The organism is Stenotrophomonas sp. STEN021 (genome assembly GCF_056760175.1).
Genome location: NZ_JBRREH010000006.1, coordinates 46452 through 69823, shown reverse-complemented (window position 1 = coordinate 69823; position 23372 = coordinate 46452). Strand labels below are relative to the sequence as shown.

The 23372-nt window shown below is 64.2% G+C and carries 4 protein-coding genes; 2 read left to right on the top strand and 2 right to left on the bottom strand.

The features are described from left to right. The first annotated feature begins 88 nt into the window (after positions 1–88). The gene (locus ACVOL0_RS02320; protein ID WP_481547722.1) at positions 89–18970 is read left to right on the top strand and encodes a leukotoxin LktA family filamentous adhesin; all 18882 of its coding nucleotides are present in this window, start codon (positions 89–91) and stop codon (positions 18968–18970) included. Positions 18971–18984: 14 nt separating this feature from the next. Further along, complete coding sequence (locus ACVOL0_RS02315) at positions 18985–20601, top strand: ShlB/FhaC/HecB family hemolysin secretion/activation protein (protein WP_481547721.1); 1617 nt, start codon at positions 18985–18987, stop codon at positions 20599–20601. 35 nt (positions 20602–20636) lie between these two features. Here ACVOL0_RS02315 and recQ read toward each other — a convergent pair whose 3' ends face one another. Beyond that, positions 20637–22439 (bottom strand): DNA helicase RecQ, encoded by a 1803-nt coding sequence (gene recQ / locus ACVOL0_RS02310; RefSeq protein WP_481547720.1) that lies wholly within the window; start codon positions 22437–22439, stop codon positions 20637–20639. A gap of 251 nt (positions 22440–22690) precedes the next feature. After that, positions 22691–23287 carry a Dps family protein gene (locus tag ACVOL0_RS02305; RefSeq protein WP_481547719.1) on the bottom strand — a complete coding sequence of 199 codons (597 nt, stop codon included), beginning with the start codon at positions 23285–23287 and terminating at the stop codon, positions 22691–22693. Positions 23288–23372 lie beyond the last annotated feature (85 nt).

Here is a 23372-nt window from a genome sequence, read left to right as displayed (position 1 = left end):
CTGTTGATCCATGCGCGGCCGTATCAGCGGTCGCGCATCCGCCTATCTGAGTGCTGCCGCCTGGCAGCGGCGCACCCTGGAGCCTGCCATGAACCGTACCGATACATCGTCCACGTCCAAAGCAATCCTGAAGACGTCTTTGGCTGCTGACAGTCGTCTGCGTCCCGCAGGGTTGGCGGTGGCAATCAGTTCGGTACTCGGGTTGGTACTGCCCAACGGGATGGCGACGGCGGCGAACTCCGTTGTCAGGGTGCAGACAGAGGCGGGCAAGACGACCGACACGACGGTAAGCCCTCCGGCCAGCGGCGTCATTACAGTGACGACGAAGACGATCAAGAACGGCGTTGCGTTCAACTCCTTCAAGGACTTCAGCGTTGCCCAGAACGAAGTGGTGAACCTGATATTGCCAACGGCTGGCAACTCCACGCAGGTGAACAATCTGGTCAACCTGGTATGGGATTCGAAGATCTACATCGATGGCACGTTGAACGGCCTGCTGGAAAGCACGAACAAGGTCGGCGGCCGGGTGTTCTTCGTCGACCCGATGGGGATGGTGGTCGGGAGCAACGGCGTGTTGAATGTCGGTTCGTTGACGGTGGCAACGCCGACCAGCAAGGTAATGGACGACATCCTCGCTGAGGGCGGTGGGTTGAAGCGCTTGATGGCCGGCACCTTGACCCCGGAGCAGATCAGTAACGACGGCGCGGTCAGCATCGACGGGCGGATCAACGCCAGTAACGGTGTGCGGGTACAAGCCCGTGCGATCGATGTGACCGGCACCATTCTGGTCGAGGTGCCGCAGGGCGAGAGTTTGAACGGCGCGTTCAACCTGCAGCGTGATGACGTCGCAGTGAATACTGGTGGCGACGACGCCAAGATCGTGTTGGTGGACAATGGCAATGGCCAGATCCAGCTGCGTGCCGCCGCCATCGTCGATACCGGACTGGCCCTGAGCAAGGATGCGACCGCCACGGTCACCATTGGGTGTGAAGCCGGGCAAGCTGGCTGCGACAGCAGCAAGCGCGCCAGTCTGGTCGCCAATGACATCGAGTTGACCGCGCTGGCCAAGGTGGATTCGGGTTATAAAAACCCGGACAACACGCCGGATGGCATCCTGCAGAACGTTCAGGACAGCCTGGTCGACATCAGTGCCGCTGGCGACCTGCTGAAGACCGCCGCCGAGCTTGGTGCAGACAAGGCATTGGGTGGACAGATCGCATTCCTGCGTGCAAACAGCACCGCCCGGGTGGTGGTCAACGGCAATGCCGATCTCACCGCGACAGCTGGCGCTACCGGCAAGAAGGGCGACATCGCGCTGCACGCCAGTACCGTGCAGTCGATCGACAACTCGGCGGCAGGCAAGTCGTACGAGAAGAAGGACGTGCCGGTGCTGGATGACCAGGGCAATCCGGTAAACAACCCCGATGGCACCCCCAAGACGCAGCCGGAAACCCACTATCTCAGCCTTGGTGCAACCTACGCGCAGATCAACGCCACCACCGATGCCATCATCCGTTCCGGAGCAGGCGTAAAGGCGGACGGCGTGCTCTCGGTCAAGGCCGATGCCGATACCCAGTTGAAGGTTGCCGCGCAGTCGTTCGCAACCAACAACACCGCAGCGGGTTTCACTGCGGCGATCAGCAATGTTCACGTGAACACCACTGCCAGCATCGAGGCCTCGGCGACTGTACTGAAGGCCGGTGGCGTGAACGTCTCTGCGGTCAACACCTCATCGCTGGACACCTCGGCGACCGCGTACTCCGATGAAACCGGCAAGGTTGGCCTGGCCGGCGCGGTCGGCCTGCAGGACATCAACGCCACCGCGACCCTGGCGCGTGACGTCGATGCGACCGGCAACGTCACGGTGCAGGCGGCCAGTGTCACCAGCAAGAACAGCACCACCAGCCTGGTGGACGCGCCGCCGAAGGAAAAGAAGAAGGAGGACAAAAGCGACGACGCCGGCTCCAGCGGCGACAAGCTGATGGAACTGGCGCAGTCCTTTGCCGGCAAGGGCATCGCCGCGGCGAAGAAGAAGGCGTCCGGCGACGACGGATCGCAACCTGGAGGGGGATCCGGTGGCGGCACGCCGAGTACACCGTCGCCGTTCCGCCTGGGGGGCGCGATCAGCTACGTCGGTGGCAGCCATACGGCCAGCGCCACGATCGGCAGTGGTGCGAAGATCACCGCCGGCGGTGACGTGGTGGTGGACAGCCAGGTGATCGACGCACAGATCGCCAACCATGCACTGAGCAACATCCAGGGCCAGGGCAAGAGCAATGACGGTTCGGCATTCACCTTGTCCGGTGCCATCACCATCGCCGACCTGGAGCATGAAGCCTCCACGCTGGTGGGAAGCAGCGCTGCGCTGAAGGGCGCGCATGTAGGGCTGGGTTCGAATGTCACCCTGCCGCGCGATTTCAGTGCACTGCAGGCAGCGAAGCCGGACTTCAGCAGCTTCGACAAATTCAAGGATTCGCTGACCGCCGCGAAGAAGCTGATCGGCGATCCTTCGGATCTGTTCACCTCCTACGGGTCGGCCAAGGGCTCGGCGGATTCGGTTGCACTGGGCGGCGTGGTCAGCTATTTCCGCGCCAGGAACGCCGCCAGCACCAGTGTGGCCAGCGATGCAGACATCACCACCACGGCCGCCGACGGGAAGGCCTGGACGGCGGCGCTCGACGCCAAGGACGAAGCGGGCAAGCAGATCACGCGCAGTTTCGCCAAGGATGCGGTGGTGCGGGCCAGCACCGAGATCACCGCGATCCACGCGGCCGGCGACCTGGGCCTCACCCTGAAGCGGGTGTCCGCCGGCAACGGTGGCACGGCGGTGGGCGGAAGCGTCGGCTACATGGACTACGACAACTCGGCGACCGCGCTGATCAACGACGGCGCCGTGATCAACAGCCACGCGCTGGAAGTGGCTGCGAACAACAAGGAAAAAATCGTCTCGCTGGCGTTGCAGTCGGGCCAGGGCGGCAGCATCGGCGTCAGCGGCACCGCATCGGCACTGGATCTGGACAGCCATACGTTGGCGGGTATCAGCAACAAGGCAACAGTCACCGCGAAGAGCGTGGACGTGAAGGCGAACGAGGAGCTGTTCGTGTGGTCGGTGGCCGGCGCAGTGGCGATGACCGACAGCCTGTCGGTTGGTGCCAGCGTGGCCTACCAGCAGATGGATACCGACGCGCGCGCCTTCGTCGGCGCTATCCCGGATGACTTCAAGCAGGGCACCTCGGCCGCGGCCTCCGGCAGCATCTCCACCAACGCGCTGGCAGTGAACGCGACCAGCGAAGGTTTGGCTGGTGCTGTAGCCGCCGCCGGCGCCATGGTCAGCAGCAAATCGCAGAAGGAAGAGGACCAGAAGGCGCAGCAGGCGCTGGCGGACAAGCAGAACGGAGAGAATCCCGGCTTCTTCGACAGCCTCAAGGCACGCGCCAGCGACAAGGTTGCCGGACTGGAGTCGATGGCCGGTGGCCTGAAGAAGGTGGGGGGCGACAAGGTTTCCGGTTACTTCGACAAGGCCAAGGGCCTGCTCGGCAGCAAGGACGCGCCGCAGAGCGACTCCGGCCCGATCAACCAGCCCTCGTTCGGTGTCGCGGTGTCAGGCAGTGTCACCATCAACCGCATCCGCCAGAACACAAAGGCGGACATCACCTCGGCGACCGTGCATGGGCTGGATACGGCCAGCAAGCTGGACGTCAATGCGCTGAACAAGACCCTGCTGGTGAGCATCAGCGGCGCCATCTCGATCACCAAGGCAAACTCGGACAACAGCAGCGGCAGCGCCGCCATCGCCGGTGGTGTGGCCTACAGCGATATCGCCAACACAACCCGTGCCGGCGTGGTCGGCAGCGCGCTGGACCATGCTGGTGATGTGTCCATCACTGCGCGCAACAAGAACGAGCAGGTCAACGTGGGCCTGGGGGTGGGCGTCAATGCCTCCAGCGACCAGAGTACCGCTGCCGCCGCCGCGGTGTCGGCGACGGTGGCGATGTCGAAGAACAACACGACCGCGAGCCTGGAGGGAACCACCCTGGGCAGCAGTGGCGCGGGCTACAACGTTGGCGTGAAGGCGGTCAACGAGTCGAAGATCGGCAACGGCGGCGGCGCGCTGTACAGCGGTGGCAAGGTCGGGATGGGCATCGCCGTGACCTATGCGGACATCGCCGACAAGACCGCTGCATCGATCAGCGGCGGCAGCATCCGCGAGGCAGGGGACGTGCAGGTGATCGCTGCCGATGCCTCGCGGATCATTGCGGCGGCCGCGGCCGGCGGTGTCTCGAAGGAAGCCAACAACATCGGCCTGGCTGGTTCGGTGGTGATCAACCAGATCGCCAACCAGACCACCGCGACGATCACCGGCGGCGCGGACATCGCGTTCTCCGGCAAGCTGGACACCTATGCCGGTACCGCGCGTGACACCGACGTGCGTGCCACCGACGTGAGTGCCATCGACGACGGTTGCTCGTCGGCCATGGACATGGACTATTGCGGCTCGGCCATCGGCGACATGACCGCCGATGCCAACGCGGATACCGGCTCCAGCAGCGATACCAAGGTGGCGGCGGTGGAGCGCAACAAGGCCCGCAGCTCGATCATCGCCGTGGCCGGCATGGTGCAGGTCAGCGACAACAATGCCGGCGTCGCGTTCGGCTACAACAGCATCAACAACCGTCATGAGGCATCCATCGTCGATGCCAAGATCAGCCACTCCGCCGGTGCCAGTGGCGGCGATATCGCCGTCACCGCCGAAGATCACGCCGACATCCTTGCGGTCAGTGCCGGGCTGGGAGTCAGCACCGGCAAGTTCGCCGGCGTGGGCAGCGCGTCGTACAACCAGATCAGCAACACCACCGCTGCGCTGGTCGGCGACGGCGGTGCCACGACGACGACGCTGGATGGCAGGTCTGTCACCCTGGATGCCAGCGATGCGGCCTACATCGCCTCGCTGTCGGGCGCGGTGACGGTGGGCTCCAAGGTGGCGGTGGGTGCCGCGCTGACGATCAACGAGATCGGCAGCGAGACCAGCGCGACCGCGAACGGTGCCGGGCTGGTGACCAGCGGTGACGTGACGCTCGATGCACAGAACCAGGCCAAGATACTGTCTGGAGCCATCGCTGCCGGCGCCGCCGGCAACGTCGCCGTGCAGGGCTCGGTGGCCTGGAGCACGATCAGCAACAAGGCCAGCGCCGATCTCATCGGTGGAGAGGTGACGGCGGCCAGCATCTCGGTCGGCGCGGAGAACACTTCGAAGATCCAGACCCTGTCCGGCGCCGTTGCTGGTGCAGGTACGGCTGCGGTCGGTGCGGCCATCAATGTCGGCAGCATCTCCGATACCACCCATGCCGGCGTGAGTGGCACCAGGGTCAGTACCGGCGACCTGGACGTGAGCGCGATTGCCGATTCCACCATCAAGACCCTGGCGATTGCTGGCGCCGCCGCGGGAACCGCGGCGATCTCGGCGAGCAACAGCACCAATCTGATCAACAACACCACCGACGCCACCATCAACGGCCTGCAGCTGAAGGGCGATGGCGTGGTTGGCAACGTCACGGTCAATGCCGGGACCAAGGGGGCCGCCTACTCGCTGGCCGGTGCCCTGGCCGGTGCGGGCAGCGTGGCGGTGGGAGCTGCCAGCAGCGTCAACCTCATCGGTGGCACCACCTCGGCAAGTGTCACCGGCTCACGGCTCGACAAGGCCACGGGCCTGGATATCGAGGCCGGGTCCACCAACCTGGTCCGCACCGCCGCGATCTCCGGGGCGGGTGCGGGCAGCGTGGCGGTGGGCGGCAGCGTCACCACCAACATCGTTACCTCCGACACCTCGGCGCAGTTGCAGGACACCCGGCTCGACAGCAATGTCGCCGATGTCCGCGTGCACGCCAGGGATGGACGCAGCATCGATTCCCTCGCTGGCGGCGGCGCCGTGGCAGGCAGCGTGGGTGTCGGCGCGGCGATCGCGTTCAACCAGATCGGCGGCAGCACGACGGCAAGCCTGGTCGGCGGTGGCAATGGCTACCAGGTGCATGCGAAGAACGTCGAGGTCTCGGCGGAAGCAACCAACGCAGCCGGCAATGGTGGCGCCAATATCCGTACCATTGCCGCCGGCCTCGGCGGCGGCGGTGCGGTTGGCGGCGCGGGTTCGGTCGCGGTGAACCTGATGGAGGGCCAGGTGAAGGCGCGTATCGCCGATGGTGCCGATGTGATTGCGGACAGCGACGTGACCGTGCAAGCGAAGCAGCAGCAGGGCATCGACGTGCTGGCCGGCAGCGTCGCGGTGGGGGCAACCGCCGGTATCGGCCTGGGCACGGTTGTCAACCTGATGACCGGCAAGACGCAGGCGCAGATCGATGGTGCCGGGACCAAGGTCAGCGCGTTGGCATGGAATGGCGGTCAGGGCGTGCTGGTGGATGCGGCAACACGCCAGGCCATCACTACCCTCGGGGTCAGCCAGGCGATCACCTTCGCGCCGATCAGCGGACAGACACTGTCGGTGATGGCCGGTGTGAACGTGATCGGTACCCAGACCGAGGCAAGCATCACCTCCGCGGCGATCAACAAGCATGACCTCAGCAGCTGGGCGGGAACCTGGCTGCCTGCGCGCGGTACGTCGACGCCGGGTACGGGGAGTGGCGGTGGCACCGACAACATTGCCGAGTTCGACTACTACAGCGCTTTGGCGCAGGGCAGCGACAGCCAGGACGTGAAGGTCAAGGCCAGTAGCGACGTGAGCGCAAGCTCGTTGGTGATCGGTGCCGCGGCGGGCGCCGGCGGCAGTGCTTCCGGTGCTGCATCAAGCACGGTGCTGCAGACAACGACGAAGGCGCGGATCCAGAATGCGGATATCGCCGCGAGTGGCGACATCGCCGTGGATGCCCGTGGCAGCCAAGCGGTGCAGACCACCGTTGCCGGCCTGGCGGCCGGCCTGGCCGGCGGTGCAGGTACTGGCGTGGTCAATGTGTTCTCCAGCAACACGGATGCGTCGCTGAGCGGCGGCAAGACCGTTGGCGCCAGCCTCGTGGTGAATGCGAACAACACGGTGGACAGCCACATCAACGCCGGTGCGGGTGCCGCAGGCGGAGCGGCGGTGGCCGGCACGCTGGTGGTGAACATGGCGCAGACGCGCACCGGCGCGAGCATCGGTGGCTCCGGTGTGAACACGGTGATCGACGTGGATGGTGGCGTGGGCGTAGCCGCACATACCGATACGCGCTTCGAGAATACAGTGGTCAGTGGTGCGCTGGCCGGTGCCGCCGCCGTGGCGGGCATGGCCCAGTTCCAGCAGATCGCCAACACCACCGAAGCCACCATCGTGGATGCGAGCATCAACGCCGATGGCGTGGATGTCGACGCGCTTGAGGAACTGGCCATCAAGGCCAACAGCGGTGTGGTGGCTGGAGGACTGGGAACCGGCGTGGGAGCCGCGGCCAACATCACGCTGCTAGGCAGCAAGGTGGCGGCCACGATCAGTGGTGGCAGCATTCGTAGCGGCGGAGAAGTGAAGGTCGACGCGGCTTCCATCCGCGACATCGCGATGACCACCGCCACGGCAGGCATCGGCATGAGCACCGGCATCGGTGGTGCGGCGTCGGTGCTGTTGTCCGGCGTGGGTGATATCGGTGACGTGCTGGGTGAGGTGTCCGGTACCAAGGGAGCGCTGGACAACCTCGCGTCCGGACAGAAACTGGATGCCAGCGTGACGGGTGATGCGGCGTTGGCGGACAAGCTGGACAGCAGCCACCTCGCGCAGCTCAATGGCGCCACGTCCAACAGCCTGTTGACGTTGGGGGGCAAACAGGACCAGGTGATTGCCGCGATCAAGGGCGCGAACGTCGAGGCGAGCCGCGTCGGCGTCAACGCCGAGAGCCAGTTGAAGGCCAGTAACACCGCCGGCGCGCTCGCTGCTGGTGCGCTTGGCGCAGGTGGTGCGGTGGCTTACAGCGGCATGTTCGGACAGACCTCGGCGGCGATCGAGAACGGTACCGTACGCGCAGGCAACATCCAGGTGGCAGCCAAGAGTGGCGCCGACAACGGCCAGCCAAGTTCGACGGTAAAGGCAATCGCGGGCGCGGCCGGCCTGGTTGGCCTGGGCGCGGCAGTCGCGTGGAATGACTTCGGGCAGACCACCACGGCGTCGGTGTCCGGCAACCACAATGCCAGCGGTCAGGGCGGCCGTCTGGATGTCTCGGCATCGGACCAGAATCGTGCCAGCGTTGAAGCGACCGGTGCCTCGGTTGGTGCATTGGCGGCGGGTGCGGTCATCGCGCATGCCACTCGCAATTCGACGGTATCGGCCACGGTGGGGGCAGGCTCCACACTGGCTGGTTTCCAACACGTCGGGTTGAATGCGCTGCACGGCGGTGGTGTCGAGGCCAGTGGCATTGGTGCAGTCGCTGGGCTGGCCGGCGCGGCGAATGCGGTGGTGGTACTGGCCAAGGACACCAGTACCGTGAATGCCGGCGTGGGCGATGGTGCGACGATCATCACCAAGGGGACCGGTGATGCCGGGGACGCGAAGGGCGATGGTTCATCGTTGACCATTGCGGCCAGCTCCGATGGTACTGTCCATGCCACCGGCCTTGGGGTCACGGTATCTGCAGGTGCTGCAGTGGGCGCAGTGGTGGTGGATGCGCGGTCCACCGCCAATCTGCAGGCATCGCTGGGGAATCTTGCCAATGTCAGCAGCGACGGTGATGTGAGTGTCACCGCGACGCGAGGCGGTGCCCTGGCTGGAGGCGACGGCGTCTACGCCAAGGCCACGGCAGGCGCTGGTGGCATCTATTTCGCCGCCAATGCGGCCAGCGCCACTGCCGCGGACAATAGTGCGACGCTGGCGACGGTCGGCAACGGTGTGGTCATCGGCAATCGCGGTGATTTCCAGGTGGTGGCGAAGAGCACGACGCAACAGCACGCGGAGGCGACCGGCATCACCGTTGGTGGGCTTGCGCTGGGCGCGGCGTTGGCCAATGCCAGTTCGGATACCCGCACGGCGGCAACCATCGGCAACAATTTCGGGGCGACGACCTCCGCTGCCGCAGGTGCGACCCCGAAGATGATGGGTAGCCTGTCGGTGCTGGCCAATGGCAACGACACCAATCTGGCAAGCACGTTCGCCGGTGGTGGTGGCCTGATCTCGGGTGCGGCAAGTGCCGCCACGACCAACGGCAAGTCGTCCGTCGATGCGACGGTGGGCAGCAATGCCGGCCGCGCGTCGGGCATCCTGGCCGACTCGGTCACCGTGGCAGCGAGCCACGTCGGCAACTACGGCGGCAGCGCGGACTCAACCAACGCCGCGCTTGCGGGGGCCAGCGGCTCCGTCGTCAAGAACACCATCAACAGCACCGTCAACGCGAACCTCGGTGGCGGTGCCCGCCTGTTCGCTGGCAAGGACCTGTCGGTGACCGCCGACAATCTGTTCCGGAGCACGATCAACGGACCCGCGGTGGTGGCTGCCGCGGGCGGTGTCCTCAACGGTAGCGCGGCGCTGATCGACACCACGCTCGTCGGCAAGACCACGGCGAGCGTTGGCGACGACGTGATGTTGCGCTCCGGCTTGCGCACTGACGCGAACAGCGTTGGCAACATCAATGTCAACGCGCGTACCAAGGTGGTGGCAACGGACAAGGCGCAGCTTGCGACCGGCGGCGCCATCCAGCTGGCCGTGGTCGATACCCGGATGAAGGGCACGTTCGAGAATGCCGTGCGGGTGGGCAACAACGCACAGCTTGCCAGCCTGGGCTACCTGAATCTCGGGACCACGACCACCGGCTCGCTGGACAGCCAGGCTCTGGTCAACACCTGGGGCCTGGCAGCGGTGGGCACCGCCCGCTCCGAAGTGGATGCGGATGTCACCGAGACCGTCGACGTCGGCAACAACGGCAAACTGCAGTCACTGCAGAACGCCTATCTGTCGGCGGGCAAGGACGGAACCGCGCTGCAGGAGAGCAACCTGCTGGTCAATGCATCTGCCGAAGGCTATGTGCGTGGCCTGATCGCGGTTCCGGTGGTCAAGGCAGTGGCCGACATCAACGCCCGCATGCGTGCGACGTTGGGTACGGGCTCGACGCTGATCAGCTCGGGTGATGTCTACCTGGGGACGTGGGGCGACTACTTCGCCCACCAGGCCAGCGGCCGCGCGACCGGTTACCAGTTGGGCTTCATCCCGGTCACGGTCACCAACTCCTCCTCCGATGGTTCGGTCATCGGTGACGTGGTGGTGAATGGCAAGGTGGTCGCCGGTACCGCCAACGACGTGAATGTCACCGTAGGCAACGGTTTCAACTGCAGCACCGACCTGGGTATTGGTTATGCCTGCCTCACCGTGGCGGAGCTGAAGGCGCTGGATGGTGGTTTCAACCCTGGCGAGACCGTGGTCGATGGCGAGCGGGTATTGCTGCTGGACGACATCTATGCGGCCGGCGCCGATGTCTACCTGAAGGGCACAAACATCAACATTGGCACCACCGGCTCGGTGGAAGCGCACGGCGCGCCGTCGGTGGACATCATCAACAACTCCACCTACCACCTTGCCTTCGGCAACATCTACATCCCCGACTATGCCGGTGGAAACGTGCTCGTATCGGGTAACGTGACCAATGGCGCCAACAGGATCTCCCGCAACAGCTCCACGGCCAATCCGCACATCAACATCTACGGGAACTACGCCCAGGGCAAGGGTACTTCGATCCTGCAGATGGGGATCGTCAACAGCATTGGCGCCGATGTCCGCTACGAGACCAAGAGTGGTTCCATCGTCAGTGGGCCGGTGTATGCAGCCAGCTTCAATACGCTGGCGCCCAACGGCACCTTCATGTTCAACGACCCCACCCGCAACAAGAGCGTGGCGTCGGCGGAAGGCCTGTGGGCCAATTACCTGAAGCAGTTGCTGGGAGGTGCGTATAGCAGCGCGGACTCGGTCGCCGGCCTGATCGCCAACCTCCAGTATGGTGGCAGCGTCAGCAACACCGCCGATCTCAACAACGTGCTGTACCACCAGCCTGGATACAATGGTGATGCAGGGACAGCCATCATCATCTATGGCGCCTGCCTGCCGCATGTCGGGGGTTCGCGCTGTGGCACCAACCAGCCCGGCTATACCGATTACACGAACTTCCCTTACAACTACAAAAATTCGGTAAAGATCCCGACCGTTGCCTACGTTGGGACGCGCGGTGGTTCGGCCAGCTATGCCAACAATGCCGATATAGCGAACGACAACAGCGCCATTCGAGCGCGCGAAGTCAACATCCGTGCCAGGTACATCGACATCAACGGCACGATCGAGGCCGGCGCTGGCATCGACTGGTCGGTGAAGATCAACAATGACACCTGGTCGCAGGCATGGTTGGCACAAGCCGATGCGAAGCCGGGGATCTATGACGTGCCCAACTATCTGTTGAGCACCATCGGCGTTGCTTCCAACCAGATCAAGGTCAAGTACGACTCGAGCAGCAAACGCTTCATCGTTGACGACGTGAATGCCTCCGGTGGCGGCAAGGTGACCCTGGACGGCAGCATCGTCAGTACCACCAACAAGGGCAAGATCAACGTCACCAGCGGCTTCGGCCAGGTGAAGGTGCACGTTGGCCTGGACCGGGACGTGCAGTTGAACGGCATGAACGTCGCCACCGGCCAGGACGGTGTGGTGAAGATCATCGACCGGTTGAAGAGCGGCGGCAATGGTGCCCCCTACACGATCTGGTATGTGCAGCGCGCCGGCCAGACGGCGGCGACCTATGACAATGCCATCTGCGGCGCGGCCTGTACGAGCTGGGAGACGGCCAACAAGATCGGCAACACGTCGACCTACAACCCGAAGACAGGCATGCGCTATAGCTGGTCCATGTCGGCCAAGGTCGGGCGCAACATCGACTGGGACAGCAATACCGCAACCACCTGGAAGTTCCTCAATAGCGCCAATGGGGAGGCTTCCGGTGCCGAGCGCTGGACGACCACTCCGGGCAACTACTACGTTGATGCGGGCAGGCCGGACTTCGAGTGGTATTACTCTGGAAGTTTTGATCCACGCTACACCACCGGCGGCGGTGTCAGCTATGGTTGCGGTGTGGTCCAGAGCGGCTGCAACTTTGGTTTCCCCGACCCTGCTGGTGGGCGGCATTGGAACCCGAAGCGCGAGGGCGGGAAAGGCGGCTGGGAGACCTGGTACGCCTACGATATGCCGACCCGTGGCAACGTGACCCTCAACGCCAGCGTCAAGGCAGACAACCCGATTTCGATCGGTTTCGTCAGCCGCGACAAGGGCAGCGTGGATGTCAGCGTCGGCAACAACCTGTATCTCAACGGCACCATCAACAACAAGGCCGGTACCACGACCCTGGAATCGCGGAACGGCAGCATCATCCAGGGCAACGAACGCGCAACGTTGTACGCGCAGGATCTGGTGCTGAAGGCCAAGGGCAGCATCGGTACCTTGGGCGGGCAGGCCATCGACGCGGCACTGTCCAATGGTGGCACCCTGCGGGGAACCACGCAGGGCGGGGCGATCGTGCTGGACATCCATTCCGATGCCAAGCTGCGCCTCGATGCCGGCAGCAGCCAGACCGGCTATGGTGATGTCAGCGTGCTGGCGTCGGGCAACATCGCCGGCATCGCCGGTGACACGGTGTCCATTGTTGGCAGCAACGTGAACCTGACCAGCACGACCGGCAGCATCGGCAGCATGGCCAGCGGTGGTGCGCTGGTGATCGGCGCCCACGAGACTGTCGGCGCCGACAATCGCCTGCGTGGCGGCAATGTCGTCGCGCTGGCCCGCAACGATGTATCGCTGAAGGACGTCGATGGTGATTTCTGGGTGGGCAAGGTGGTCTCGCAGACCGGTGACGTCCGCCTGGAGGCGGCTTCCGGTTCGCTGCTGGATGCCTCGCAGCGTGATGATGCCAGCGCGCTGACCGACAGCCAGATCGCCGACATCCGCGCGCGCCTGAAACTGGATGGCGGCGGTGTGGCCGATACCGTGGCGACCTATGAGCGGCAGGTAGGGAGCCGCTATGCCGAGTATTGGAACCTCAAGAGCCACGGTGATTTCGTTGGTGGGGTGTTCGTTCCTGACGCAACCGCGCTGGAGGCTTTCCGTGCGCGCGCAACGGTGGCCGCTGGCGCCCCGCAGAGCGACGCACAGGTGCTTGCCTACATCGCCGGTCTGTCTGAAGCGATTGGCGCACAGTTCGCCGAGCTGTATGGCGCCAACTGGGCGGCGCAGGCGCCGTTCCAGACCCGCGACAGCCAATTCAAATTCACGCTCGATCCGGCCTCGGACATCTATGGCCAGCTCGCAGCGCGTGCGAAGTGGGATGACGATCAGCTGCGGTTTGCGATCAGCGCCAGTGCGCTGGAGCCGGCGAAGTCCGCTGGCGGCACGGTTGCCGTGCCGACCATCTCGGGGCGCAACGTCGAGCTGGTCGCGCGTGACAGCCTGGGACGTCTGGCCGGAAGCATGGATGTGGACTATGCGCGGGTCTTCGCCGGCAATCTGACGTCGCAGGAAGCCGTGGCATTGGCCATGGCCACCTCGCCGGGTGATGTGCAGCTGATCGGCCACAACGGGCAGGTCATCAGCATCGATGAGCTGCGGGCGATGAGCGACGATGAACTCAAGGCGGGGCCGGTCGCCTCGATCCGCATCAAGCAGACCTCGCCGTTGTATGTGGCCGCCAGCGGCCAGTTGAAGGCGAAGGCCGGTGGCGCGGCCTACCTGCATGCGACCAATGACCTGACGGTTGCCGGGTTGGACGTGGCCGGCAACGCCAAGCTCAGCGTCGAGGGAGACCTGAAGGGAGCGAATGCCAGTACCGTGTTGAACGTGGGTGGCAACCTGGCGTTGGAGGCCAAGGGGGACATCGGCCAGAACGTGGTGTCGGCTACGCCCTCACTGTTGAACCTGAAGCTCGGCGGCACGCTTTCTGGCAATGCCGGTGGTAGCTTGGGTATCCGCCAAAACGGCGGGAATCTGGTATTCGATTCGCTGTACTCCGGTGATCGCATGCGCATCGACGTGGTCGATGGCAGTCTGTTGTCCGCGTCTTCCAGCCTGGTGACGCTGCGTTCGGAGAAGGGCGGCGTCGCATTGAGCGCACGCGACCATATCCGTGCGCTGGATGGTCGCTATCTCAACCTGCAGCTGGACAGCGGTAGCCTGGATGGTGCTGCCGGCGGCGAGATCCGCATCAACAGCCCGAAGAGCGCGCTGAACATCGGTTCGCTGATCAGCGGTCACGACATGCTGATCGGTTCGGTCTCTGACCTGACTGCCACGCTGCTGCGCTCCGGTGGCAGCTTGTACGCCGACGCCAAGGGGCGGATGCGTATTGGGTCGGCGGAATCGGAGCGCGAGGTGGGTCTGTCCGCGCTTGGCGATATCGTGGCGGACGATGTGCTGTCCCGCAATGGCGACGCTTCGCTGGTTGCCGGCGGCGGTGTCGAGATCGGCGATGTCCAAGCGGCCTCCATCCTGCTGGATGCAGGCGGTGCACTGCAGCTCCGTGCTGGAGGAACGTTGATCGGCGATGACATCACGGCCCGCGCTGGCAGCCTGTCGATGGGGGCTGGTGCCCGCATGCAGGCGGCGGAGTCGTTGGGTGCGGTGACACGGGGAGACATGTCGCTGGGCCAGCTGCAGGTGGCCGGTGCCAGTGGTGCAGGCACTCTCGACCTGATTTCTGGTGGCAACATCACCGGCAATGGAGACGCTCAGGTGAACCTGCTGTCGGGTGCCGGCGTGCAGGTGACGCTGGATGCGCAGACGGGAATCGGCCAGGCGGGCAGGCGCCTGAGCGTGGACGGTGGAATGTTCGATGCGGACACGCAGACCGGTGACGCCCAGCTGTCGTTCGTCAGTGCCGCGCGGATCGGCACGGTGCAGGCGCAGGCCGGTAGCGTGGATCTGGCAGGCCCGGTGGATGTCCGCTTCGGACGTCTGCAGGCCGGGAATGACGTGCGTGTGGATGCGGCATCGTTGCACGGTGGCGACATCCAGGCGGGCGGGAATATCGTCGCCAATGCAGCTGGCGCCGTGGATATCAACGATGCCGTGGCCGGCACGGCCCTGCAGTTGAAGGCCGGTGCGGCACTGGATGCCAACCGATTGCAGTCCGGCGGCGGAATGACACTGTCTGCGGGCGACACGTTGGATGTGCAGCAGCTTGCCAGCGGCGGCGATCTGGTTGCTGGAGCGATGGGCACGCTGTCCATCGTGGATGCGGGCGTGGACGGCAGTGCGGCCATCGACAGCCACGCGGATGTGGTGCTGGGCACGGCCAACATCGGCAAGGCATTGGTCGCAAATGCCGCGACCACGCTGACTGCAGCGACCTTGAATACGATTGGTAACGCAAGCCTAAGCAGCGGTGGCAACACCACGATCGGTACGTTCGATGGCAAGCAGAACCTGTTGGTCATGACGGGTGGTGATCTGGCCTTGGGTACCGGCACGGTCGGCGGCAATGCCGTGTTGAGCAGCACGGGTGCAACCAGCATCGACAGCTTGTCGGTGCAAGGGGTACTGGATACGGCATCCGTTGGTGCAATGACGGCACGAGCTCTGGCTTCGGGCAGCAACGCAGTCCTGTCCTCGGGCAGCACGTTGGATGTGCAGCAGCTGACGGTGGGCGGTGATCTTTCGGCCGATGCAGTCGGAACGCTGTCCGTCGCCCAGGCCGACGTCACCGGCAATGCCGATATCGACGGCCAGGCAGATGTGGTGCTGGGGACGGCCAACGTCGGCAAGGCATTGACCGTCAATGCCGCGACCACGCTGACTGCGACCAGCTTGAACGCAGGTGGAAACGCAACCCTAAGCAGCGGTGGCAGCGCCACGGTTGGTAGCTTCGATGGCAAGCGTGATCTTTCTGTAACCACCGGCGGCAATCTGGCCTTGACCACCGGTACGGTCGGCGGCAATGCCGTGCTGCGCAGTGCTGGTGCAACCAGCATCGACAGCTTGTCGGTGCAGGGAACATTGGATGCGGCCTCGATCGGAGCAATGACTGCCCACGTGCTGGCTTCGGGCGGGAGTACCGCGCTGTCCTCTGACAACACGCTGGATGTGCAGCATCTGATCGTAGGTGGTGATCTGTCGGCCAATGCGGTCGGCTCGCTGTCCATCGCCCAGGCTGATGTAAGCGGCAATGCCGATGTCGATGGTCGGGCAGATGTGGTGCTGGGGACGGCCAACGTCGGCAAGGCATTGACCGTCAATGCAGCGACCACGCTGACTGCGGCGAGCTTGAATGCAGGTGAAAACGCAAGCGTGAGCAGCGGTGGCAGCGCCACGGTTGGTAGCTTCGATGGCAAGCGCGATCTTTCGGTCACCACCGGCGGCAATCTGGCCTTGACCACCGGTACGGTCGGTGGTGATGCGACGCTGAGCAGCACGGGTGCAACCAGCATCGACAGCTTGTCGGTGCAGGGAACGCTGGATGCGGCCTCAGGTGGTGCAATGACGGCGCACGTCCTGGCTTCGGGCGGCAATGTGGCTCTGTCCTCGGGCAACACGCTGGATGTGCAGCAACTGACCGTAGGTGGTGATCTGTCGGCCGATGCGGTTGGCTCGCTGTCCATCGCCCAGGCTGATGTAAGCGGCAATGCCGATGTCGATGGTCAGGCAGATGTGGTGCTGGGGACGGCCAGCGTCGGCAATGCATTGACCGTCAATGCAGCGACCACGCTGACTGCGGCGAGCTTGAAGGCAGGTGGCAACGCAAGCCTGAGCAGCGGTGGCAACACCACGGTCGGTACGTTCAATGGCAAGCAGAGCCTGTCGGTCACGACAGGTGGTGATCTGGCCTTGGGTACCGGCACGGTCGGCGGCAATGCCGTGTTGAGCAGCTCGGGTGCAACCAGCATCGACAGCTTGTCGGTGCAGGGAGCGCTGGATGCGGCCTCCGGTGGTGCAATGACGGCACGAGCTCTGGCTTCGGGCGGCAACGCAGACCTGTCCTCGGGCAGCACGTTGGATGTGCAGCAGCTGGCGGCGGGCGGTGATCTGTCGGCCGATGCAGTCGGAACGCTGTCCATCGCCCAGGCCGACGTCACCGGCAAAGCCGATATCGACGGTCAGGCAGACGTGGTGCTGGGCACGGCCAACGTCGGCAAGGCATTGACCGTCAATGCCGCGACCACGCTGACCGCGACGAGTTTGGATGCAGGTGGCAACGCAAGCCTGAGCAGTGGTGGCAACACCACGGTCGGTACGTTCGATGGCAAGCAGAACCTGTTGGTCATGACGGGTGGTGATCTGGCCTTGGGTACCGGCACGGTCGGCGGCAATGCCGTGTTGAGCAGCTCGGGTGCAACCAGCATCGACAGCTTGTCGGTGCAGGGAGCGCTGGATGCGGCCTCCGGTGGTGCATTGACGGCACGAGCTCTGGCTTCGGGCAGCAATGCAGTCCTGTCCTCGGGCAGCACGGTGGACGTGCAGCAGCTGACCGTGGGCGGTGATCTGTCGGCCGATGCGGTTGGCTCGCTGTCCATCGCCCAGGCCGACGTCACTGGCAATGCCGATATCGACGGCCACGCAGATGTGGTGCTGGGGACGGCCAACATCGGCAAGGCCTTGGTCGCAAATGCCGCGACCACGCTGATCGCGACGAGCTTGAATGCAGGTGGCAACGCAAGCCTGAGCAGCGGTGGCAATACCACCGTCGGTACGTTCGATGGCAAGCGCAATCTTTCGATCACGGCAGGTGGTGACATCGCAATCAGCAAGGCCGTAACGGGTAGCGCGATGTACCTCGATGCAGGCCAGTCAATCCAGGTGGGTGTGGCGCAGATTGGCAGTGACGGCGTGTGGAAGGCGGGCAGTGACATCAACGCCGATACGGTGACCACCGGCTGCGGTTTCGATGCAGATGCCGGTGGTGTGATCAGCATGGGTTCGCTGCAGGCCGGCTGCGGTATTGCGTTGGCTTCGAACGGCACGTTGTCTTTCGATAGTCTGCAGGCTGGCGACGACATCAGCCTGGCCTCGCGCGCAGGCAGCGTGCTGGGCGAGCAGGTCGACGCTGGCGGTTCGCTGCTGGTCGCTGCAGCAGGCGACATCGCCATGAACGAGGCGGAAGCAGGGCGGAACATCACCGCGACCAGCGGCGGCACTCAGCAATGGGGCCGCTATGCAGCAGGCGGCAACGCGCGCTTGCAGTCGCAGGGCGATGTGGCAGTTGGTAGCGGTGCAAGTGCTGGCGCGCAGTCGATCATTTCCGGTGGCAGCATCAGGTTCGACCGTGTGGCAGCAGGTAGTACCGTGAGCATGGACGCGCAGGGCGGTTCGCTCAGCGGTGGCATGCTGCTCGGCGCATCAGGCAGTCTGGCCGCCCGCGATCAGCTTTCGCTTTCGCAGGCTTTGGTCGACACACGCCTGAACCTTGCAGCGAGCAGCATCCAGGCGCAGGTGGCGCAGTCTGCTACTGGGCAGGGGCCTTTGACCACAACGTTGACGGGTTATCACAATGGTGTGGCACGCAAGGTGGTGGTGGAGGTTGATCCGCGTGATGCCTGGTTGATCGACCAGCTCAAGGCGGTGGATGCGCAGCTGGCAACCAGTTCGGCCCGAGCCAGCATCGGTCAGGCCCATATCGATCGGACCATGGCATTGAACACTGCGCAGATGCGGGTGTTCATGGACAACACCAATCCCACGCTGAGGCCGGTGGATGTGCAGTTGATCCAGTTGGACAAGTCCTTCCGCTTGGCTGCCGATGGTACGTTCCTGGTCACCGACGCCTATGTGGAGAACTTCGGCGACGGCTTCCGCGTTACCAGCCCGAACTACAACCGTGATCACGTCGATAGTGATCTGAACTATCTCGGCGAAGGCGCATTGCGTTACATGGGCCGGATGCTGCAGCTCGACCCTGTCTACAACGGCCAGGCGCCGGTACGCATGTTCGATGTCGATATGAGCGATGACGTCATTGCTACGGATGGTGCCACCGTCAACTTCGGGGCACCCAACTGATGAATTACAGGGGCATGAAGATGTATCGAGGGTTGTTGCTACTCGGCGGCGCATTGCTGCCGTGTATGGCGCAGGCGCAGTCAGCCGCCAATGAAGGCGGGCCGGCAACCACGCAGCGCATTGATGGCTATTACGAACAGCGGCAGCCATTGCAGCCGCAGCGGCCGTTGACCGATCCGCTGGAACAGCAGAAGCCGGAAGAAAAGGCTGTCCAAAGCGCGAATGGTGACCTGCACTTCAACCTGAAGGAAGTACGTTTCAGCCCATCGGAACTGCTCGCCCGTGCCGACCTCGATGCCACCGCCGCGCCCTATCTGGGGCGTCAGGTGAGCATGGCCGAGCTGGAGAAGCTGCTGGCTGAGGTCAACGCGCTCTACGCAGCGAAGGGCATTTCCACTGCCAAGGCAGTCCTGAAAGGGCAGGCGATCGAGAATGGCGTGGTGCAGATCAGTTTGATCGAGGGCCGGCTGGGTAAGCTGACCGTGGTTGGCGAGGGCAGGGTGCCGGAGCGCTTCGTGCAGCGGCGGGTTCACCAGCCTGAAGGCGAAGTGGTGCAGACCGATCGCCTGCGCGATGAGCTGGTCTACATCAACCGCACCAGCGACCTGCAGGTGCGTGCGCTGTTGCGGCCGGGTGAAGCGGTTGGCACCACCGATATCGTGTTGATGACCGAGTTCCCCGATCGGCACAACTGGGGGGTGTTCGTCGACAACTCGGGTGTCGAGAGCACCGGCCGTGAGCGCTACGGTGTGCAGGGGCAGTTCTGGGGGCTGGCTGGCATCAATGATCTGCTGGCCGGCTCGGTGGCCTACTCGCAAGGCGGGCTCGAAGGTCGCATCGGTTACTCGGGTATCGTCAACAAGCGCAACGGGCGGGTTGGCGTGAACGTTTCACGCAATCAGATCAACATCATCGACGGTGCCTACCGTGATCTCGACATCACGGGTGAATCCACCAATTACGGGCTTGATTACAGCCAGCCCTGGATCGCCAACCAGAAGTGGTTGCTGTCCACCGTGGCCAGTGTTTCGCGCGGTAATTCCACCTCCGAAATTGCGGGTGTGCAGGTGTCGGAGATCAAGTCCACCAACATGTCCCTGGGCGTGAACGCGGGCTATCGCAACAATGGTTACGACTGGTCGATCTACCAGGGTGTATCGCGGGTTCGCACCGATGAGACGTTGAAGAACGGTCGTAACTTCACCGTGGCCAATGGCAACACCAGCTGGACGCAACGGCTCGGCGGCAGCGGCTTCCTGTATCGCGCGCAGCTCGGTTGGCAGTTCACTTCAGGTGGGTTCCTGCCGTCCAGCAATCTGTTCCAGGTGGGCGGTATAGGCAGCGTGCGCGGTTATGTCCGCGGCGCACTGTCCGGGGTAAAGGGCTACTTCGGCAGTGTCGAACTGCATAGGCCCTACCGGCAGGCACATGACGTCTATGTGTTCTTCGATCACGGCGAGGTGCGGGGTGATTTCCCGACCTCGGCAAGCATCAGCAGCGTTGGCCTGGGCTTGAACGGGCAGTTGTTCAAACGTTACAGCTATAGCCTCGACCTGGGCCATCCGTTGGACAAAGTGCTGAGGGACCAGGACAGCGTTCGTGCGGATTTCCGCATCAGCGCCCGTTGGTGATGATCACGGCGGGCAGGGCGGTTCTGCCCTGCCCGTCAGCCCTGCTCGCGCACGATCTCGACCAGTCGCTGGCCATAACGGGCGAGCTTGCTGCCGCCAATACCGCCCACCTTGCCGAGTGCTTCGACGCTGGTTGGGCGCTGTTCGGCGATGTTGCGCAGGGTGCTGTCGTGGAAGATCACGAATGCCGGCACGTTCTGCTCGCGCGCCAATTCCGCGCGCAGGCCGCGCAAGGCCTGGAACAGGGATAGATCGCCAGCCTGCACCGGCAAACCGGTGCGCGGGCCGCCGCGCTCGCGTTCGCGGGTTGGTGCAGCGTCGCGGCGCATCATCATCTGGCGGCGGCCGGTGAGTACATCGCGGCTGGCATCGGTCAGGCGCAGGCCGCCGTGGCTTTCCGGGTCCACTTCCAGCAGGCTGGCGGCGACCAGCTGGCGGAACACGCCGCGCCAGGCGCGCGCATCCAGGTCATTGCCGATGGCGTAGGTGCTGAGTTTTTCGTGGCCGAGCTGGCGGATGCGCTCGTTGTCGCTGCCGCGGAGGATGTCGATCAGGTGGCCGACGCCAAAACGCTGGCCGCTGCGGTAGACGCAGCTCAGCGCCTTCTGCGCTGGAATGGTCGCATCCCAGGCGGCGGGCGGGGTGAGGCAGTTATCGCAGTTGCCGCAGGGCTTGGGGTAGGTTTCGCCAAAGCCGGCCAACAGCACCTGACGACGGCATTGCATGGATTCGCAGTAGCCGAGCAGGTGGTCGAGCTTGGCGCGCTCCAGCTGCTTGCGCTCCTCGCCGGCTTCGGACTGCTCGATCATCTGCTTGAGCAGCACCACGTCGCCCAGCCCGTAACACAGCCAGGCGTCGGCGGCTTCGCCGTCACGACCTGCACGGCCAGTTTCCTGGTAATAGCCTTCCATCGATTTGGGCAGGTCGGTATGCGCGACAAAGCGCACGTCGGGCTTGTCGATGCCCATGCCGAAGGCGATGGTGGCGCACATCACGATGCCATCCTCGCGCAGGAAGCGGCGTTGGTTGGCGGCGCGCACCTCCGCCGGCATGCCAGCGTGATAGGGCAGTGCCTGCATGCCTTCGCCACACAGGAACTGCGCGGTCTCCTCGACCTTGCGCCGTGACATGCAGTAGACGATGCCGGCTTCGTCGCGGTGGTTGCGCAGGAAACCCAGCAGCTGGCGCTTGGCGTTGTCCTTCTGCACCACCGTGTAGCGGATATTGGGGCGATCGAAGGAACTGACGAAGTGCTGGGCCGTGGACAGGTCCAGGCGTTCGGCGATCTCGCGCTGGGTCGGCGGGTCGGCGGTGGCGGTCAGGGCGATCCGCGGCACCTGCGGCCAGCGTTCATGCAGGACCGTCAGTTGCCGGTATTCGGGGCGGAAGTCGTGCCCCCATTGCGAGACGCAGTGGGCCTCATCGATGGCGAACAGCGAGATTTGCGCGCGGCTCAGCAGCGACAGGAAGCGACCGGTCAGCAGGCGCTCGGGGGCGACGTAGAGCAGCTTCAGCTCGCCGGCCAGCAGCTCGCGTTCGACCCGCGCGGCGGTTTCGGCATCCAGCGTGGAGTTGAGGAATTCGGCGCGGACGCCAACCTGGTGCAGCGCCTCCACCTGGTCCTGCATCAAGGCAATCAGCGGCGAAATGATGATGCCGCAGCCCTCCCGCAGCAGTGCCGGGATCTGGTAGCACAAGGATTTGCCGCCACCGGTGGGCATCAAGACCAAGGCATCATTGCCATTGGCGACGTGTTCGACGATGGCCTGCTGATCGCCGCGGAAACTGTCGTAACCGAAAACGCTGGAAAGCAGTTGTTGCGCGGGACTCTGGGGCATTGCGCTAGTTTACCCGCTGGCGGCCCGAGCCGAATGACCGATACAGCGCGTCAGGCGGTCAGCGACCTGCCTGTAGAGCCGAGCCATGCTCGGCAGGGGCCTTGTCAGCGAAAAGCCGTCCTCACCCCCAACCCCTCTCCCGCACACGGGAGAGGAGCCAAAGCCTGGCGCCGGGCCCAGCCCGGCCGAGGCCTTGCCGATAAAGCCCCTGCCGAGCATGGCTCGGCACTACAGGTACTGCGCCGAACCCGTTATTGCAGCAGCGACCGCAGCATCCACGCATATTTTTCATGGATCTGCAGGCGCTGGGTCAGCAGGTCCTCGCTGGGGGCGTCGTCGGCGTCATCGGCCTGGTCCAGGACCTTGCGTGCGGTACGGCAGACGGCTTCATTGCCGACCACCAGCTGACGCACCATCTCGCGCCAATCAGCGCTGTCATTCAGGCCCGGTTCCTCGGCAATCGAGGTCAATGCAGCGAATTCGCGGTAGGAACCCGGTGCATTGAAGCCCAGGGCGCGGATGCGCTCGGCGATCTCGTCCAGGGCGTTCCACTGTTCGGTGTACTGGTCCATGAACATGTTGTGCAGCGAGTTGAACATCGACCCGGTGACGTTCCAGTGGAAGTTGTGGGTCTTCAGGTACAGCGTGTAAGAATCGGCCAGGAAGTGCGACAGGCCGTCGGCGACCTTCTTGCGATCTGCGTCCTTGATCCCAATATTGACCGCCGGGGCCGAGGGCGCGGCGGCAGCCAGCTTCTTCTTGCCGATCTCGGTGTTGCTGACGGCTGCTGCGACGGCCTGCTTCTTCTTTCCGGCTTCTGGTTTGCTGCTGTTCTTGGCCTTGGCCATGACGCTTTTCTCCTTGGCGGGTTGAATGGCTACACAATAGCGCTCTGCGCACCATACCTGCATTTCAAGTTTTCACGTTGAACGA

Excerpts from the sequence above, each read along its gene's own strand:
- recQ (WP_481547720.1), bottom strand. The coding sequence starts at position 22,439 with ATGCCCCAGAGTCCCGCGCAACAACTGCTTTCCAGCGTTTTCGGTTAC.
- ACVOL0_RS02320 (WP_481547722.1), top strand. The coding sequence starts at position 89 with ATGAACCGTACCGATACATCGTCCACGTCCAAAGCAATCCTGAAGACG.
- ACVOL0_RS02305 (WP_481547719.1), bottom strand. The coding sequence starts at position 23,287 with ATGGCCAAGGCCAAGAACAGCAGCAAACCAGAAGCCGGAAAGAAGAAG.
- ACVOL0_RS02315 (WP_481547721.1), top strand. The coding sequence starts at position 18,985 with ATGAAGATGTATCGAGGGTTGTTGCTACTCGGCGGCGCATTGCTGCCG.